The 16,998-nt window shown below is 61.3% G+C and carries 15 protein-coding genes; 11 read left to right on the top strand and 4 right to left on the bottom strand.

What is annotated here, in order from left to right:
• The first annotated feature begins 28 nt into the window (after window positions 1-28).
• Genes J3364_RS00825 through rluB form a run of 3 tightly spaced genes read left to right on the top strand, consistent with a single transcriptional unit; the run spans window position 29 to window position 2,630 of the window.
• Window positions 29-892, top strand: coding sequence for a segregation and condensation protein A (locus tag J3364_RS00825; RefSeq protein WP_349555899.1), 864 nt, complete (start codon window positions 29-31; stop codon window positions 890-892).
• Window positions 893-909: 17 nt separating this feature from the next.
• A complete protein-coding gene (scpB, locus tag J3364_RS00830) occupies window positions 910-1,578 on the top strand; it encodes an SMC-Scp complex subunit ScpB (protein ID WP_349555901.1) in 669 nt (222 codons plus the stop codon).
• Window positions 1,579-1,610: 32 nt separating this feature from the next.
• On the top strand, window positions 1,611-2,630 hold the full coding sequence (gene rluB, locus J3364_RS00835) for a 23S rRNA pseudouridine(2605) synthase RluB (protein ID WP_349555903.1): 1,020 nt from the start codon (window positions 1,611-1,613) through the stop codon (window positions 2,628-2,630).
• Between the two features lie 33 nt (window positions 2,631-2,663).
• Here the strand turns inward: rluB and J3364_RS00840 are convergent, their stop codons facing one another.
• Complete coding sequence (locus tag J3364_RS00840; protein ID WP_349555905.1) at window positions 2,664-3,644, bottom strand: GGDEF domain-containing protein; 981 nt, start codon at window positions 3,642-3,644, stop codon at window positions 2,664-2,666.
• A gap of 170 nt (window positions 3,645-3,814) precedes the next feature.
• On the opposite strand from J3364_RS00840, the gene J3364_RS00845 reads away from it, so the two are divergent.
• Window positions 3,815-4,165: a TfoX/Sxy family protein gene (locus J3364_RS00845; RefSeq protein ID WP_349555906.1), complete on the top strand. Its 351-nt coding sequence runs from the start codon at window positions 3,815-3,817 to the stop codon at window positions 4,163-4,165.
• 49 nt (window positions 4,166-4,214) lie between these two features.
• On the opposite strand, the gene J3364_RS00850 is transcribed toward J3364_RS00845, so the two are convergent.
• The 3 genes from J3364_RS00850 to J3364_RS00860 all read right to left on the bottom strand — a co-directional run bounded on the left by J3364_RS00850 (window position 4,215) and on the right by J3364_RS00860 (window position 9,218).
• Window positions 4,215-4,850 carry a hypothetical protein gene (locus J3364_RS00850; protein WP_349555907.1) on the bottom strand — a complete coding sequence of 212 codons (636 nt, stop codon included), beginning with the start codon at window positions 4,848-4,850 and terminating at the stop codon, window positions 4,215-4,217.
• A gap of 86 nt (window positions 4,851-4,936) precedes the next feature.
• Window positions 4,937-5,851: a response regulator gene (locus tag J3364_RS00855; protein ID WP_349555908.1), complete on the bottom strand. Its 915-nt coding sequence runs from the start codon at window positions 5,849-5,851 to the stop codon at window positions 4,937-4,939.
• Window positions 5,835-9,218 (bottom strand): ATP-binding protein, encoded by a 3,384-nt coding sequence (locus J3364_RS00860; RefSeq protein ID WP_349556762.1) that lies wholly within the window; start codon window positions 9,216-9,218, stop codon window positions 5,835-5,837. The genes J3364_RS00855 and J3364_RS00860 overlap by 17 nt, the downstream gene beginning before the upstream one ends.
• 500 nt (window positions 9,219-9,718) lie before the next feature.
• On the opposite strand from J3364_RS00860, the gene urtA reads away from it, so the two are divergent.
• From urtA to J3364_RS00895, 7 genes are all read left to right on the top strand, one after another.
• Window positions 9,719-10,888 (top strand): urea ABC transporter substrate-binding protein, encoded by a 1,170-nt coding sequence (gene urtA / locus J3364_RS00865; protein WP_502882465.1) that lies wholly within the window; start codon window positions 9,719-9,721, stop codon window positions 10,886-10,888.
• A 134-nt stretch (window positions 10,889-11,022) separates the two neighbouring features.
• On the top strand, window positions 11,023-11,946 hold the full coding sequence (urtB, locus tag J3364_RS00870) for an urea ABC transporter permease subunit UrtB (protein ID WP_349555911.1): 924 nt from the start codon (window positions 11,023-11,025) through the stop codon (window positions 11,944-11,946).
• Window positions 11,947-12,004: 58 nt separating this feature from the next.
• Window positions 12,005-13,195, top strand: a complete 1,191-nt coding sequence (gene urtC / locus J3364_RS00875) for an urea ABC transporter permease subunit UrtC (RefSeq protein WP_349556764.1) — start codon at window positions 12,005-12,007, stop codon at window positions 13,193-13,195.
• Window positions 13,195-13,935, top strand: coding sequence for an urea ABC transporter ATP-binding protein UrtD (gene urtD / locus J3364_RS00880; RefSeq protein ID WP_349555913.1), 741 nt, complete (start codon window positions 13,195-13,197; stop codon window positions 13,933-13,935). Before urtC ends, urtD begins: the two co-directional genes overlap by 1 nt.
• A gap of 29 nt (window positions 13,936-13,964) precedes the next feature.
• Complete coding sequence (urtE, locus tag J3364_RS00885; protein ID WP_349555914.1) at window positions 13,965-14,651, top strand: urea ABC transporter ATP-binding subunit UrtE; 687 nt, start codon at window positions 13,965-13,967, stop codon at window positions 14,649-14,651.
• Window positions 14,652-14,686: 35 nt separating this feature from the next.
• Window positions 14,687-15,733, top strand: a complete 1,047-nt coding sequence (locus J3364_RS00890) for an aliphatic amidase (RefSeq protein WP_349555915.1) — start codon at window positions 14,687-14,689, stop codon at window positions 15,731-15,733.
• Window positions 15,734-15,745: 12 nt separating this feature from the next.
• A complete protein-coding gene (locus tag J3364_RS00895; RefSeq protein WP_349555916.1) occupies window positions 15,746-16,804 on the top strand; it encodes an AAA family ATPase in 1,059 nt (352 codons plus the stop codon).
• Window positions 16,805-16,998 lie beyond the last annotated feature (194 nt).

Consider the following 16,998-nt stretch of genomic DNA (forward strand, 5'->3'; position numbering starts at 1 on the left):
GTGGACAAGCACTGGCCCGGGAGCGGCGATGACTGACGATCAGCAGGTCCAGGATACCTCGGAACCCCAGACGTCTGAGGCAACTCAGACGGCGTCGGGCACCGATACGCCGGATATCGCCTCCGTGGCCCGGGTGGCGGGCCAGCCCGTCAAGGACCTACCGCAGGATCTCTACATCCCGCCGGACGCGCTGGCCGTTTTTCTGGAGGCCTTTGAGGGGCCTCTCGATCTGCTGCTTTACCTGATTCGCCGTCAGAACATGGATATCCTCGATATCGATGTCAGCGAGATCACCCGTCAGTACATGGATTACATCAACGCCATCGAGGCCATGCGCTTCGAGCTGGCTGCGGAATACCTGGTGATGGCGGCCACCCTGGCGGAAATCAAGTCGCGCATGCTGCTGCCGCGCCAGGAGAGTGAGGACGAGGAAGACCTTGATCCCCGCGCCGAACTGATCCGCCGGCTCCAGCAATACGAGCGCTTCAAGAAAGCCGCTGAGGATCTGGATGAGCTGCCGCGTATGGAGCGGGATACTTACGCCACGTCAGCCTCACTGCCTCGCCTGCCGCAGAGCCAGGTGCATCCGGACGTGGAGCTGAAAGACATGCTGTTGGCGTTGCGCGACGTCATTCGCCGGGCGGATCTGTTCACCAGCCACCACGTTGAGCGGGAAAAGCTGTCCACCCGCGAGCGTATGTCCCATATTCTGTCCAGCCTGTCCGGCGACCGCTTTGTTCGTTTCGAGAGTTTGTTCACGATCGAAGAGGGGCGACTGGGCGTTGTGGTGACGTTCCTGGCGACGCTGGAGCTGGTAAAGGAGCAGCTGATCGAGGTGGTTCAGGGCGAAGTGCTCGGGTCAATTCACGTACGGGCCCGGGCGGCAAACTGAGACACAGGGCAACCGGAATGAGTGAAGAACAGATTCGTCGTATACAGATGATTATCGAAGCCGCGCTGCTCGCCGCTGGCAAGCCCCTGAATCTGGATCAGCTGCGTGAGCTGTTCAGTGAAGAAGAGCGCCCGGCCCGCCAGGTGATGGAGCATGCCCTCAGCCAGCTGGAGCAGGCCTGTGAAGATCGCAGCTACACCCTGTGCAAGGTGTCCAGCGGTTATCGATTCCAGATTCGTGAAGACTATGCCCGCTGGGTCGGCCGGCTGTTCGAAGAAAAACCGCAGCGTTATTCCCGGGCGCTGCTGGAAACCCTGGCTCTGATTGCCTATCGCCAGCCCATCACCCGGGGTGAAATCGAAGACATTCGCGGGGTTACGGTTAGCAGCAATATCATCCGGACGCTCATGGAGCGAGAATGGGTGCGTGTCGTCGGCCACAAAGACGTCCCGGGGCGGCCGGCCATGTACGCCACAACCCGTCAGTTTCTTGACTACTTCAACATGACATCGCTGGAGCAGCTGCCGCCCCTGTCGGAAATTCGTGATCTCGAGGAGATCGGGCGTGAGGTCGAGCAGAAGATCCAGGCCGAAATCCAGTTTGACGATCCGAAGTCCGTCCCGGAAGACAGAGACGACGATTCCGGCGACGACCACAATGAATCCATTTCCGGGACCGTCCACTGAGGTCGGTCCGGGCACTCTGAAGGAAACATACCATGTCGCAGAAGCGCGACGCGCAGTCGAGCCGCGGCCAGCGGCCGTCCGCGGATAAGCAGAAGCCCACACGTCAGGTGTTGCCGCCCGAGCGTCTGCAGAAGGTTCTCTCGCGGGCCGGCGTCGGTTCGCGTCGGGAAGTTGAAGCGTGGATCGAAGCCGGGCGGATTACCGTCAATAAGGCGATCGCCGTTCCGGGTCAGAAGGTCACCGTGGACGACCACATTTTCATCGACGGCAAACCCGTCAGCATCGAAGCGGCCCAGGCGCCGGTTCGTCGCGTGTTGATGTACAACAAGCCCGAAGGCGAAGTGACTACCCGTAACGATCCGGAGGGGCGTCCGACGGTTTTTGATCGCCTGCCGCGTCTCAAGGATCAGCGCTGGATCGCGATTGGCCGGCTCGATATCAATACCACCGGCCTGATGCTGTTCACCACCGACGGCGAGCTGGCCAATCGCCTGATGCATCCGTCCTATCAGGTGGACCGGGAGTATGCGGTGCGTATCTTCGGGGAAGTGGACGAGGCGATGACGGATCGATTGCTGGAAGGCGTCCTGCTGGATGACGGCATGGCGAGCTTCTCGGATATTTCCAGCGCCGGCGGCTCAGGGATTAACCACTGGTTCCATGTCACCTTGTTCGAGGGGCGTAACCGGGAAGTCCGGCGGCTGTGGGAGTCCCAGGGCGTCAAGGTCAGTCGCCTGAAGCGGGTCCGTTTCGGGCCGGCCATGTTGCCCAGTCGTCTCAGCATGGGGCGCTGGGAGGAAATGGATCAGCGCGGTGTCGATGCCCTGAGTCGGGCGGTTGGCCTGGATCCACTGGCGCTACCGGCGAAAACGCCGGGAGAAGCCCGTACCCAGCGTCGGCAACAGCGCAAGAAGCCGTCCCGGGGTTCCGGCAGCTATCGTAAGGGGGGCGTGTTTACCCGAGCGGAGCACAAGGCGGAAGAGCGTCAGGAAAAGAAAGGGGATGCCCGTCGCAAGTCCCCGATGGGACGTCGCAAGGCGCCGAAACACTAGGGAGTCGCCCGTTCCGTGGGCGTTGGCGTCGGTCTAATCGCCGCGGTTGCGGCGGTTACTGTCGATGAAGGTGATATCGGAGTTCTGGGCGGGTCGCGCCTGACGGGTGCAGTCGCGGCCATCGGATTTGGCCTGGTACAGCGCCTCGTCAGCGCGCTTGAACCACGCATCGGCGGACTCACCACGGGACTGGATACCAAAGCCCGCACTGGCCGTCACGCGGACCGGCTCCCCTTCGCTGTCCAGGGTGATGCAGGTGATGGCCTCGCGGATGCGATCAGCCACCAGTGCACATTCCTTGTCGCCAATATGCGGCAATATGATCCCGAATTCCTCACCACCAATCCGGTATACCGTATCCGTGCAGCGGGTGGCGTCTTCGATTGCCAGTGCCGTCGCCCGCAGAATCTGGTCGCCGGCCAGGTGGCCATAGCGGTCGTTGATCGATTTGAAATGATCCAGATCGCACAGGATCAACGCACAGCGCTCACCGTGACGATTGCCGAGTGAGGCTTCGCGGCCCAGCGCATCTTCAAACGCCCGCTTGTTGGGGATGCCGGTGACGACATCGGTGAGGGACGCGCGGTGTACCGCATCATAGCGACAGGCATTCCGGATCGAGTGAATTGCCGTCCCCAGCATCTGCTCGATGACCGTCTGCTCCTGTTCGGCGAAGCGCATCCGGCGAAAGATGCTCAACATGCCGAAGTGCTCGCCGGCCAGATTCAGGCCATACTCACACCGATGATTGCCACCCTGACCAATCTTGATCTCGACAGGCTGGCCGTCGGTGGTGTTCTGATAGGTCAGGCGGTCGAACGGAACCACGGAGGCCAGCTCTTCGGCGAAAATGGCCATGAGTTCCTGGAGGTCCAGCGTGGTCGTCATCCGACGGCACAGGCGCATGAAAACGTCATCATCACGCTGCCACTGAAGACTCAGACGCTCCAGGTCGGCCAGGGCCTGAGCGCGCTCAGATCCGGCGTTTGTCAGGGATGTGGGATTAGAGGGCATAACGGTACTCTCGCTCGCATTGTGGTCGTTCAAGCATGTATCGTGCCCATCCTGTAAAGGTCATTATAAACAGTGTATTAAAAGTGAAGGCGGTGCTTTTAAGTTCAACGGAATGCAGTTTGGACAAATTATTGACGGATTAAATCCGACACGGGCGGAAGGAGATTGCCGTGGTCAAGGACGCAAAGATCGAGTTTGTAACGTTTGTGGTCGATCAGCTGCAGGGGGTTGGGCCGGTTCAGGCCAAGAGGATGTTCGGGGGCCATGGCCTCTTTCTGGGGGACATCATGTTTGCGCTGATTTCCGGGCAGACGCTCTATTTGAAGTTCGATGCCCAGAGTGAGCCGGCGTTTGTTGCCCGGGGTCTGGAGCCCTTCACGATCCAGCGCCAGGGGAAGCGCATTGCGATGTCCTACCGCCAGGCACCTGAGGAGGTCTTTGAGGATCCGGAGCAGATGATGGCCTGGGGGAACGAAGCCTATGCCGCCGCGTTACGTGCCAGTCGATCGGGAAAACGGTGAAGCCATGGGTGTTCATGGCGCGTATATGGACCTGGCAGACGCAGGGACGCTAGAGCACGCGCTTCCTGATGGCCGTCACTAGCTGGTTCATCAGCTCGACCGCTTCCTGCTCATGATGTTCCTGCCATTGCCAGCGGCTGCTGTTTTCACTGCCTTCACGCGCCCGGGCATCCCGGTTGTCGAGGAACTGACAGGCGGCCAGATGCGCCTTGACCTCGGCATCAAGCAGCTGGTGCAGCAGGTGATCGATATCGGCATCGATAAACGGGCGCAGGCGGTTGGTTTCCCGCCGTAGGTCGAGGGCCGCATGACGGGCCGCGAGACGGGTATCGCTGATCGGCTCGTGATGATCGATGGCGCGCAGGAAAGTGCCGATCCGGTCGTGCAGCTCCCACGCGAGGGGCCACAATGTATCGTAGGCCGCTCTTTCCGTCGCGGAAACGCCCGCCCGTGGCCGGGCATCGACCGATGGAGCGTCCGACTTATCGCCATCGTTGCCGACCTGGGCATCGGCTTCCTGCCAGAGTGTATTGATGCGCCGCTCAAGATAATCGACTTCTTCCTGCTGTCGACGCACCTGTCGGAATAGAACAACGAACGCTGCCAGCGCAATAAGGCAAGCCAGACCGCCCGCGACCACAAGGACCGGCGCTCTGGAAATAAAGGCTAGGGCGTCTGGATTCATGAAGCGCTCTCCTGTCACCTCAGTCGCCGTCACAGTCTCTCACATTCTCAGGATGCCTCACCAGTCTCCCTTCGTCCGGGCGCCCGTCACAGGCGGCCCAGACACTTGATGGCAGCTGCGGCGGCCGACGTGCGGTTCTCGACGGCCTGCTTGCGGAAGATCTGCTCCAGGTGTTTGTTGACGGTGCGCGGGCTCATTTCCAGAATCTGGCCGATTTCCCGGTTGGTCTTGCCGTTGGCGATCCAGAGCAGGACGTCCGCTTCCCGGGCGGTCAGGCCGAAACGTTGGCGCAGGGTCTCGGTCGCATGCTTGTCGCCTTTGCGGGGACTCAGTCGAAGCAGGTAGTTGGTATGGTCGATCCGGGCCAGAAATTCGGCAGTCAGTGGTTCGGGCAGGAAATCCAGGGCCAGGTTATGGCCACTTTCCGGGTCGTGGTCCAGCCAGGTGCTGAGCGTTTCAACGACGCGCTCGCTGGTTTCGGTATCGAGGGCGCCTGACTGCTTGAGCAGCTGCTGAACCTGCGGCGTCGCCCAGACCTGCTGCCCGTGACCATCGACGGCCATCAGGTTCTGGCCGGCATGATCCAGTGCCGAGCGTGCGCTGCGGGCCATGCGGGCATTGGCCAGATGCACGGACATCCGGGCGACCAGCTCATTGGCATTGATGGGTTTGGTGACGTAGTCCACGCCGCCGGATTTGAGCCCCATCACCACGTGCTCGGTGTCCGACAGACCGGTCATGAAAATGATGGGCACGTCCATCAGCTCACTGCGCTCACGCAAGCGCCGGCAGGTTTCGAAGCCGTCCATGTTGGGCATGATCGCATCGAGCAGGATGATGTCTGGTGCAATGTTCTGGGTGATGGTCAGGGCCTGGGCGCCTTCGAGCGCCACCAACACGGTCATGCCGGCTTCTTCCAGCACGTCGTTGATCATGCGGATGCTGTCCACCGCATCGTCGACAACCAGCACAACGGTACGTTGTTCACTCGCAGCATTCATCACGGGTTACCTGTAGCAGGGAGATGATCTCGTCAAACCGGAAGTTCTCGGTCAGCTCGGTCAGTTGATCGAGCAACGGGGTGTCGGCGTCTCCATGCACGCGCATGCTGTGCAGTGCTTCGAGCAGTCCTTTGCGATGGCCGATTGAAGCCAGCTCCACCAGACGCTGCTGGTGGGCCGGTTCGGGGAGGCGGTTGATGGTTGACGGATAGAACGCGGTATCGGTCTTCTCGCTGGGCGTCCTTTCGTAGCGCCAGCTCAGTTTGAGCAGTTCGCCGATACGATCCAGCAAGAGGTTCAGTCGCACCGGTTTGACAACGTAGCCGTCATACAACGGTGGGCTTTGCAGCTGGTGCCGGCCTTCGCTGGCATCGGCGGAGACCATGACCACCGGCAGCTCCAGGCGAGCGCCACGGATCTGGTCGAGGATCTCCCAGCCGGTAAAGCCCGGCATGGAGATGTCCAGTAACACCAGGTCCGGCTTTTCCCGCTCCACGGTCTGCAAGGCGGAGAGGGAGTTGTCGATCTCCAGGATCTCGAAGCCCAGCGGCGAGAGCATGGCGCGGATAAGCTGACGATGTGACGACTCGTCGTCGATGACCGCAATCCGGCGAACCGGGCCGTCGTAGCCGAAGATGGTTCGGGTGGGCACGGTGATTGATTCCGGGTGAGGGCGGTCGACGCTCGACAGCATGAGGCTGACCCTGAAGACGCTGCCGTGGCCGGGCGAGCTGGTCACAGCGATATCGCCCCCCATGATTTCGGTCAGCAGGCGCGTAATAGTCAGGCCCAGGCCCGTGCCCGAGCGGCTCAGTCCGGCCGTTCGAACGCGCTCAAAGGGACGGAAGATGCGCTCGATGTCCGATTCGGCGATGCCTTCGCCGGTGTCCCGCACCTCGAATTCCGCCACCTGGCTGCGGTAGCGCAGTGTGAAATTCACCTCCCCGTGATCCGTGTACTTGATGGCGTTGGAGAGCAGATTGATCAGGATCTGCCGCAGACGCTTTTCATCGGTACTGACAAACTCCGGCAGGTGTTTCGGGCCCTGGTACGTGAAGCGCAGGCCCTTGTCCTGAGCCTGGAGCCGGAACATGTGTACCAGCTGATCCATCAGCATCGCAATGCGCACCTGGTCCCGGTGCAGGTCGAGCCGGCCGGCTTCGATCTTGGAAATGTCCAGCAACCCCTCGATCAGGTCGGCCAGGTATTCGCCCGAGCGGCGGATCACATCCAGGGCGCCTTTGCGATTGGCCGGGATGGTCTCATCGTTTTCCAGCAACTGGGCGTAGCCGAGGATGGCGTTCAGCGGGGAACGCAGTTCATGGCTGATGCCGGTCAGGTAGCGGCTCTTGGCATCGTTGGCGGCTTCGGCGTGCTCCTTGGCTTCCTGAAGAGCCTTGTCCGTGCGTTCGTGGGCCACGATCTCTTCCATCAGCAGCCGCGTCTGGCGCTGGGATTCTTCTTCGGCGACGACCCGACTCTCGTGAGCCAACACGAACAGCCAGCAAACCACTCCAGTCACAATGATGAGGATGAAAAACACCTTCCAGAGCGTGGCGGAGAGCAGGAGTGCCGCGGCGGCGCTGTCCACCGGCGTCTTGAAATAGATCAGCGACAGCAGCAGGCCGGACACGCCGTTGATGGCAAACAGCAGGATCAGGAAGTGGCCGACCCGGCTGGTCAGCCGGGGCATCAGGGCCGAGGGCAGGTACCGCCCGAAGAAGCTCTGGAATTGCTCCCGGTACCCGCCGCCAGGCTTACAAAAGTCGGCACAGCGGGCGTCGAGTGAGCAGCACAGGGAGCAGATATGGCCGTCGTAGGCCGGGCAGTGGGTCACGTCCTCGGGCTCGAAGCGGTGCTCGCAAATGCAGCAATTCACCAGCCCCTCGGTGGTCTCCATATGCACCGGCGGCCGGGCCAGGTAATAGCGGCCCTTGGTCTGCCAGGCGATCAGGGGCGCGGTCACCAGCGCGGTGGCGAGCGTGATGAAGTGCGATAGGGCCTGGGCCACATCGCCCAGGGCACCGCTGTGACAGACCAGTCCGGCAGTCGAGGCCAGCAGCATGGCCCCCACGCCCACCGGGTTGATGTCATAGAGGTGGGCTCGCTTGAACTCGATGTGTTTCGGGCTGAACCCGAGCGGCTTGTTGATCACCAGATCCGCCACCAGCGTGCCCACCCAGGCGATGGCAATGACGCCGTAGAACCCGAGTGTATCCTCCAGCGCGCGATAGACGCCCAGCTCCATGACCAGCAAGGCAATGGCCACATTGAACATCAGCCAGACGACCCGGCCCGGGTGGCTGTGGGTCAGGCGGGAGAAGAAGTTGGACCAGGCAATCGAGCCGGCGTAGGCGTTGGTGACGTTGATCTTGATCTGGCACAGGATGACGAACAGCCCGGCCATGGCCAGGGCCACTTGCGGCGTCTCGGTCATGAAGTTGAAGGCCACCACGTACATTTGTGTCGGATCTGATGCTTCGCTGGCCGGGATGCCCTGATGCAGGGCCAGAACCGCCAGGAAGGAGCCCGCCAGAATCTTGAGGCTGCCGATCACGATCCAGCCTGGACCGCCGGCTAGAACCGCCATCCACCATCTGGATTTCTCGCCTTCCCTGGGTTCCGGGATAAAGCGCAGGAAATCCACCTGTTCGCCGATCTGGGCGATCAGCGAAAACACCACCGCCGCTGCGGCGCCAAACATCAACAGATCGAAGCCACCGCTGCTCTCGGGATGAATGCCCTCGAACTGCGTCCAGTCCGTCACGGCAGTGGCGTTGGAATAGATGATGAATACGAAGGGGAGCAGCTGCAGCACAATCCACGCGGGCTGTGTCCAGAGCTGGAAGCGGCTGATGGTGGTAATGCCGTGGGTGACCAGGGGAATGATCACCAGCGCGCAGATCAGGTAGGCAAACACCAGGGGAATGCCGAACAGCAACTCCAGCGCCATGGCCATGATGGCCGCCTCTAGCGCAAAGAAGATAAACGTGAACGAGGCGTATATCAGCGAAGTAATCGTTGAGCCGATATAGCCAAAGCCTGCTCCACGGGTGAGCAGATCAATGTCGACGCCGTAGCGGGCAGCGTAGTAGCTGATGGGAATCGCCGTCAGGAAGATGATCAGGCTCACCACGCAGATGGCCACCACGGCATTGTCGAAGCCGTAGTGCAGGGTGATGGCACCGCCGATCGCCTCCATCGCCAGGAAGGAAATCGCCCCCAGCGCGGTATTGCTGACCCGGGCGGCCGACCAGCGTCGGGCCGTCTTGGCGGTAAAACGCAGGGCGTAGTCTTCCAGGGTCTGGTTGGCGACCCACTGATTGTAGCTCCGGCGTACGCGGAAAATATGCTGTCTGGCCGTCATGGGCTGGCCTGGTTGCTGTTGTTCGGAGGCTTCGCCGTTGCGAAGCGAGAGCCCGTCCTGTCCGTCGTAAATCCACTTCCCCATGTATCCAGTGCCTTTTCCGATTTTTGTGCGCCAAAAGGGGGCGCAAGATTCGCGGTTAAGGCGCCTGGAGCCCGATTGGCGTTATCGGGTACCGGACAACAATTATCGTGCCATCGGCCTCGTCGTCGGCAGGCGAATGTGCACGCGGGAAAGGAGTACTGCGTTTTTATCGCGTTGGGCACCGGCCGCCCATGCGTCAAATGACGTAGGTCGGTGGGGTATTTGTCGAATAGGCGCTCATGGCGGTGCTGGACAGAATGATCCTCGTAGGTGCTGTGCGACCCGGTAGGCGCCAGGCCGAACATTAAACAATGCGAGGAAAGACCATGGGTACGACAGATAAGACAGGAAATCAGCGCGCGCTGTCGGGGGGCACCGGTTGGCGCCGGAGTCTGATGACATTGGCCGCCTCGGTGATGCTGGCTACGGGTGCCAACGCGGCACCGGCCACGTCCGAGGTGAACACCACCGGTTTGGCGGTCACCGATGACACGGTCACCGTCGGCATTCTTCACTCACTGACCGGCACCATGGCCATCAGTGAGACCGGTTCGGTCCAGGCCGAGAAGCTCGCCATCGAGCAGATCAACGCCCAGGGCGGGGTGCTGGGACGTCAGATCAAGATCATCCAGGAGGACGGCGCTTCTGACTGGCCGACTTTCGCCGAGAAGTCCCACAAGCTGCTGGAGCGGGACAAGGTCGCCACCGTCTTCGGTTGCTGGACTTCCGCGTCCCGTAAAGCCGTCCTGCCGGTGTTCGAGAAGGACAACGGCCTGCTGTACTACCCGACCTTCTATGAGGGGCTGGAAGAATCCCACAACGTGTTCTACACCGGCCAGGAAGCCACCCAGCAGATCCTGGCGGGCCTGAACTGGGCCCACGACAAGCTCGGTGCCAAGACCTTCTACCTGGTCGGTTCCGACTACATCTGGCCGCGTACGTCCATGAAGATTGCCCGCAAGCACATCGAGAACGTGCTGCACGGCAAGGTCGTGGGTGAAGAGTACTACCCCCTGGGCAGCACCCAGTTCGGCTCGCTGATCAACAAGATCAAGCTGAAGAAGCCGGACCTGGTCTTCGGCGCGGTTGTCGGTGGTTCCAACGTGGCCTGGTTCAAGCAGCTCAACGCCGCCGGCCTGACCTTCAAGAAACAGCCCATGCTGACCATCTCCGTGACCGAGGATGAAGTGCTGGGTATCGGCGGCGAGAACGTCGAAGGTCTGTACTCCTCCATGAAGTACTTCCAGAGCCTGGATCTGCCGGGCAACAAGGAATTCGTCGCTGCCTTCAAGAAGAAGTATGGCGAGGACGCCGTGATCGGTGACGTGACCGAATCCGCCTACCTCGGCCCGTGGCTGTGGAAGCGTGCGGTGGAAGCCGCCGGCAGCTTCGACGTGGACAAGGTGGTCGCCGCCTCCCCGGATATGGAGTGGGACAACTCCCCGCACGGCTACCTGAAAGTCGACAAGAACCACCACCTGTGGATGCGCACCCGCATTGGCCAGTGGAAAGCCGATGGCCAGGCCGACGTGGTGTGGGAATCCGACGTGATCAAGCCGAACCCCTTCCCGGAAGGCTACCAGTAAGCGCCATAGACGCCCGGGAGTCATCCCGGGCGTCGCCGATCCTGGCGTTGTCCTGACTGAAAAGAAACGTTTGAAGCAATACACAGAGTGGGTGCAGAAACGGGTCTGCACCCCGGTCCGAGGGAGGACTGATCATGGGTGGTTATACCGGAGAGGAACTGACCGCAATCTTTCTGATGCAGGGGTTCAGTGGCCTCAGTCTGTTTTGCGTGTTCCTGCTGATGGCCCTGGGGCTGGCGATAATTTTTGGACAGATGGGCGTGATCAACATGGCCCATGGTGAATTCCTGACACTGGGGGCTTACATCACCTACCTGGTGTCCTACGTGGCCTCCGATGTGTGGCCCTTCCTGCTGGATTACTATTTCCCCGTGGCGATCGTCCTCGCCTTCGTGGGGACCTTCATATTGGGCTACCTAGTGGAGCGCTTTCTCATACGGTTCCTTTACAACCGGCCGCTGGATACGTTGCTGGCGACCTGGGGTCTGGGTCTGATCATGCAGCAGATTTTCCGTTCCACCTTCGGTCCGCGCGAGAAGAGCGTAGTCATGCCAGACTGGCTGATGGGCTCCTACCAGGCCACTGACATGGTGGATATTCCATTGAACGGTCTGCTGGTGGTAGGCATCACCATTGTCCTGACCATTGCCGTTTTCTTCCTGCTGTACCGCTCACGCTGGGGCATCAAGGTCCGTGCGACCACCCAGAACCGAATGATGGCCAACGCCGCGGGTATCAATACCGAACGTGTGGACCGCCTGACGTTTGCCCTCGGCTGCGGGATCGCCGGTGTGGCGGGTGCCGCCTTTACCACCATCGCCTCTACGGGCCCCACCACCGGGTCGCTCTACATCGTGGACACCTTCCTGGTCGTCGTCTTCGGCGGGGCAGCCAGCCTGCTGGGCACCGTGGCGTCCGCCTTCGGCATCGCCCAGTCGCAATCCATCCTGTCCTTCTTCCTGTCCGGCTCGATGGCCAAGGTCATCACGCTGATGACCGTGGTGGGGATTCTCATGTTCCGGCCCCAGGGGCTGTTCGCCAGCAAGGTCCGGCGCTGATCGCCGCTGATACGAGGAGACGACAATGAGCACGCAACCTGTAGTGAAGGCCAACTGGATGGACAAATTCGGCGGCCGCGGAAAACTGATCCAGATCCTGATCATTGCGGTCCTGATTCTGGGTGTCCTGCCGCTGTTCAGCGATCTCTTCCGCCTGAACCTGTACGGCAAGTACCTTACCTACGCGTTCGTCGCGGCGGGTCTGGTGTTGTGCTGGGGCTACGGCGGCATTCTCAGCCTCGGGCAGGGGATCTTCTTCGGCCTGGGCGGCTACTGCATGGCCATGTTCCTGAAGCTGGAAGCCTCGTCGCCGGAAAACACGGCGATCCAGAGTACCCCGGGGATTCCCGACTTCATGGACTGGAACCAGCTCACCGAGCTGCCCTGGTTCTGGCAGCCGTTCCACAGCTTCACGGCCACGCTGATCCTGATTGTGACGGTGCCGGCGCTGTTTGCCTTCCTGATCGGTGTGGCCATGTTCAAGCGCCGTGTTGGCGGCGTGTATTTCGCCATCATCACGCAGGCCATCGCCTCCATCATGACCATCCTGATCATCGGGCAGCAGGGCTACACCGGGGGCATCAACGGCATCACCGACCTGCGCACCCTGATGGGCTGGGATATCCAGACGGACTTTGCCAAGTACGTGCTGTACTTCGCCTGCTGCGCGGCCCTGATTCTCTGCCTGCTGGCGGGCCAGTTCATCCTGAACAGCCGTTACGGCCAGTTGCTGATCGCCATGCGCGACCAGGAAGACCGGGTGCGTTTCTCCGGCTACGACGTGGCGAACATCAAGATCTTCGTGTTCGTGGCGGCGTCGGTCATCTCGGCCATCGGTGGGGCGTTCTTCACGCTGCAGGTGGGCTTCATGTCGCCGTCCTTTGTGGGCACCGTGGCCTCGATTGAGATGGTGATTTTCTGTGCGGTCGGCGGGCGACTGTCCCTGATCGGGGCGGCCTACGGCGCCTTCCTGGTCAACCTGGCGAAAAGCTCCCTATCGGAAAGCTTCCCGCAGCTGTGGGTGGTGGCCATGGGCGCTTTGTTCATTGCGGTGGTGATGCTCTTCCCGCGCGGCCTGGCAGGACTTGTCTCGGATTACGCCGCGCCCGTGCGCAACTGGTTCGCCGGCGCCTTCAAGCGCGAAACCATTGCCGCGTCCGCGCCGGAAACCAAGCCTGGCGCGCCCAAGTCGGCTGAACCCAAAGCCCGTGACGACGTGTCCATTGGCTCAGCACAGGAGTCCCACTGATGAGCTCACCCATTCTGCTGGCGGTAGAAGACTTGACCGTGTCCTTCGATGGCTTCAAGGCGGTCGACGGTCTCTCGCTCTACCTGGAGCGTAACGAAGTGCGGGTCGTGATCGGCCCCAACGGCGCGGGTAAGACCACGCTGCTGGATCTGATCTGCGGCAAGACTCGGGCGACGGACGGCTCTATCAAGTTCAAGGATCTGGAGCTCACCAAGATGGCCGAGCATCAGATCGTGCACAAGGGGGTGGGGCGTAAGTTCCAGACCCCGTCCATCTACGAAAACCTGACGGTCGCCCAGAACCTGGAGCTGTCTTATCCGTCCGGGCGCACGGTGTTCGGCAGCCTGTTTTTCCGGCGCACGCCCAAGATCAATAAGCGGGTCCGGGAGATCGCCGAGCAGATCTACCTGGCGGACGACCTGGACAAGAGCGCCGGCTTGCTCAGCCACGGCCAGAAGCAGTGGCTGGAGATCGGCATGCTGCTGATCCAGGATCCGGAACTGCTGATGCTTGACGAACCGGTCGCGGGCATGAGTGTGGTCGAGCGGGAACGCACCGCCGGACTGCTCAAGGAAATCAGCCAGAACCGGTCGGTGCTGGTCATCGAGCACGACATGGATTTTGTCAAGGACATCGCCCATAAGGTGACCGTGTTGCACCAGGGCAAGTTGCTGGCCGAGGGCAAGATGGATGATATCCAGAAGAACGAACGGGTGATTGAGGTTTACCTGGGGCACTAACGGCGCGGCTAAGCGCAGGAGAACGAAACATGCTCAGTACCAACGATTTACGTGTCAGCTACGGCATGAGTGAGGTGATCCACGGTGTGTCCCTGAACGTGGGCGAAAACGAAACGCTCACCATCATGGGGCGCAACGGGATGGGCAAGACCACGCTGTTCAAGTCGTTGATCGGGGTGCTGCCTGCGAAAGGGCAGATCACCCTGGGCGGCGAGGACCTGACGACTACCAAACCCTATCAGCGGGTGCAGCGGGGCATTGCCTATGTGCCCCAGGGGCGGCTGGTATTTCCGACGCTGACCGTGGAAGAAAACATTGCCACCGGACTCGAAGCGACCGGGGCGAAGAAAATCCCGGCCGACATCTACGACCTGTTCCCGGTGCTGCATGACATGCGGCATCGTAAGGCGGGCAACCTGTCCGGCGGGCAACAGCAGCAACTGGCCATCGGTCGTGCCCTGGCGGCGGATCCCAAGGTGCTGTTGTTGGATGAGCCCACCGAAGGCATCCAGCCGTCGATCATCAAGCAACTGGCCAAGACCCTCAACGAGATCAAGGAAATCCGCAAGCTCAGCATCGTGGTGTCCGAGCAGGTGTTGAGCTTTGCCATGGCCGTTGCGGATCGCGTGATGGTGATCGAGAAGGGCGCCATCGTCCACGAGGTGGACGGCAAGACCGCTGACGAGCAGCAGATCGCCCAGTACCTGGCGGTCTGAATTCCGGTTTAACGACAGATCAGTAGGAGCGCATCATGCGACACGGTGATATTTCCAGCAGTAACGATACGGTCGGCGTGGCGGTCGTCAACTACAAAATGCCGCGCCTGCACACCCGCGACGAGGTCCTCGACAACGCCCGCAAGATTGCCGAGATGATCAAGGGAATGAAGGTGGGCCTGCCGGGTATGGACCTGGTGGTGTTCCCGGAATACAGCACCATGGGCATCATGTACGACGACGATGAGATGATGGAAACGGCGGCCACGGTGCCGGGCGACGAAACGGCCATTTTTGCCGCGACTTGTCGGGAAGCCAACACCTGGGGCGTGTTTTCGCTGACGGGTGAGCGCCACGAGGAGCACCCGAAAAAGGCGCCGTACAACACGCTCGTTTTGATCAACAACGAAGGCGAGATCGTCCAGAAGTACCGCAAGTGCATTCCCTGGTGCCCGATCGAAGGCTGGTATCCCGGCGACACCACCTACGTCACCGAGGGGCCGAAGGGTATAAAGATCAGCCTGATCATCTGCGACGACGGCAACTATCCGGAAATCTGGCGCGATTGCGCCATGAAAGGGGCCGAGTTGATCGTCCGGTGCCAGGGCTACATGTACCCGGCCAAAGAACAGCAGGTCATGATGGCCAAAAGCATGGCCTGGGCCAACAATTGCTACGTGGCCGTGGCCAACGCCTCCGGTTTCGACGGTGTCTATTCCTACTTCGGCCATTCGGCAATCATTGGCTTCGATGGCCGCACCCTTGGCGAGTGCGGCGAGGAAGACATGGGTGTGCAGTATGCCCAGCTCTCTGTCAGCCAGATCCGCGATGCCCGGGCCAACGACCAGTCCCAGAACCACCTGTTCAAGCTGTTGCACCGGGGCTATTCCGGTGTTCACGCCTCCGGTGACGGCGACAAGGGCATCGCCGACTGCCCGTTCGAGTTTTATCGCACCTGGGTGATGGACGCCCAGAAGGCGCAGGAAAACGTCGAGGCAATGACCCGCAAGACCGTTGGCGTCGCCGAGTGCCCGGTGGGCGAGTTGCCCTACGATGGCCAGGAGAAGGCCGCAGGCGCGTAAGGAGGGACCGGCGTGCCGTTCATCAACGAAAAGATTGAAGCCAATCGCGAACAGACGGCACGCCGGGATTACGCCGGCCGCGTCCAGCGGATGTCCCGGTTCGTGTTCGACCCGGAAGCGGTCAGCGACCGTTTGCAGGTGCGCATCGTCGGGCAGGCCGAAACCCTACAGGCCCTAACGGCGATGCTGGTGCGAGTGAAGGCGGACATCGGTCCAGAGGATCGGCCGCTGGCAGTTCATATGCTGATGGGCCCCACTGGCGTCGGCAAGACCGAAACCGTGCGCCTGCTGGCCGAGGCCATTCACGGCAAGCGCGATGCCCTGTGCCGAATCGACATGAACACGCTGGCCCAGGAGCATTACGCTGCCGCGTTAACGGGGGCACCCCCCGGTTACGTGGGCAGCAAGGAAGGCCATACGCTTTTCGACACAGAGGCGATCCAGGGCAGCTTCAGCAAACCCGGCATCGTACTGTTCGACGAGGTAGAGAAAGCGAGCCCTGAAGTGGTCCGCACGCTCCTGAACATCCTGGACAGCGGCCGGCTGGTCTTCCCGTCGGGCCAGCGGGAGATCGACTTTCGCAACAGCCTGATCTTCATGACTTCCAACGTTGGCGCCGTGGAGGTCGCCCGCTACCGCGACACGTTCCGGCGTGGCTGGCGCCGCTGGCTGGGCCTGATCCCCCGACGCGAGGCTGAGGTGCTGGAAGCGGCCCTGCTGAACACCTTTGATCCCGAGTTCATCAATCGGATTGACGGCATCCACACATACAACCGGTTGGGCATCGACCGACTCGACGACCTGCTTAGCATTCAACTGGCCCGCCTCAATCAGCGGCTGTCCCGCCGGGGTGCGTCTGTTGAACTCACGGAGGCGCTGCGCGAATACCTCTGCGGACGCTACGACAACCGCTTCGGCGCCCGGGATATCCTGCGGCGCCTTCGTTCGACACTGGAGCCCCAGCTGGCGGAAGCCCTGCTGGCGCATCCCGACGTCGGGGCGTTTCGAGCTTATCTGCGGGGCGGCGCCGTCTGCGTCGAGCCCGTTACGGTTCCGGGAGAGCCGGCCTGATTCCCGTTTAGTCAGACCGGCCGCGTTTCCCGCAAGCCGCCCTCCTGGTTGGGCGGCTTTTTTATGGGCGATAGAAAAGGGCGCCCCTGGGCGATGTCCCGCACTCAATACGTCAAATGACGTAGGGACGGGGGGCGTTTTCCCAATAGTGGGCGTTGTGGGGATGGCGGATAGTGAACAGGACTTGGCAGGCC

This window comes from Marinobacter sp. NFXS9, assembly GCF_040148665.1.
Taxonomy (GTDB): Bacteria; Pseudomonadota; Gammaproteobacteria; order Pseudomonadales; family Oleiphilaceae; genus Marinobacter_A; species Marinobacter_A mangrovi.

Bases quoted from the DNA above. Each gene is read 5' to 3' on its own strand.
- urtA (WP_502882465.1), top strand. From the start codon at position 9,719: ATGCTGGCTACGGGTGCCAACGCGGCACCGGCCACGTCCGAGGTGAAC.
- J3364_RS00860 (WP_349556762.1), bottom strand. From the start codon at position 9,218: ATGACGGCCAGACAGCATATTTTCCGCGTACGCCGGAGCTACAATCAG.
- J3364_RS00840 (WP_349555905.1), bottom strand. From the start codon at position 3,644: ATGCCCTCTAATCCCACATCCCTGACAAACGCCGGATCTGAGCGCGCT.
- J3364_RS00890 (WP_349555915.1), top strand. From the start codon at position 14,687: ATGCGACACGGTGATATTTCCAGCAGTAACGATACGGTCGGCGTGGCG.
- urtD (WP_349555913.1), top strand. From the start codon at position 13,195: ATGAGCTCACCCATTCTGCTGGCGGTAGAAGACTTGACCGTGTCCTTC.
- scpB (WP_349555901.1), top strand. From the start codon at position 910: ATGAGTGAAGAACAGATTCGTCGTATACAGATGATTATCGAAGCCGCG.
- J3364_RS00850 (WP_349555907.1), bottom strand. From the start codon at position 4,850: ATGAATCCAGACGCCCTAGCCTTTATTTCCAGAGCGCCGGTCCTTGTG.
- J3364_RS00825 (WP_349555899.1), top strand. From the start codon at position 29: ATGACTGACGATCAGCAGGTCCAGGATACCTCGGAACCCCAGACGTCT.
- urtE (WP_349555914.1), top strand. From the start codon at position 13,965: ATGCTCAGTACCAACGATTTACGTGTCAGCTACGGCATGAGTGAGGTG.
- urtB (WP_349555911.1), top strand. From the start codon at position 11,023: ATGGGTGGTTATACCGGAGAGGAACTGACCGCAATCTTTCTGATGCAG.
- rluB (WP_349555903.1), top strand. From the start codon at position 1,611: ATGTCGCAGAAGCGCGACGCGCAGTCGAGCCGCGGCCAGCGGCCGTCC.
- J3364_RS00855 (WP_349555908.1), bottom strand. From the start codon at position 5,851: ATGAATGCTGCGAGTGAACAACGTACCGTTGTGCTGGTTGTCGACGAT.
- urtC (WP_349556764.1), top strand. From the start codon at position 12,005: ATGGACAAATTCGGCGGCCGCGGAAAACTGATCCAGATCCTGATCATT.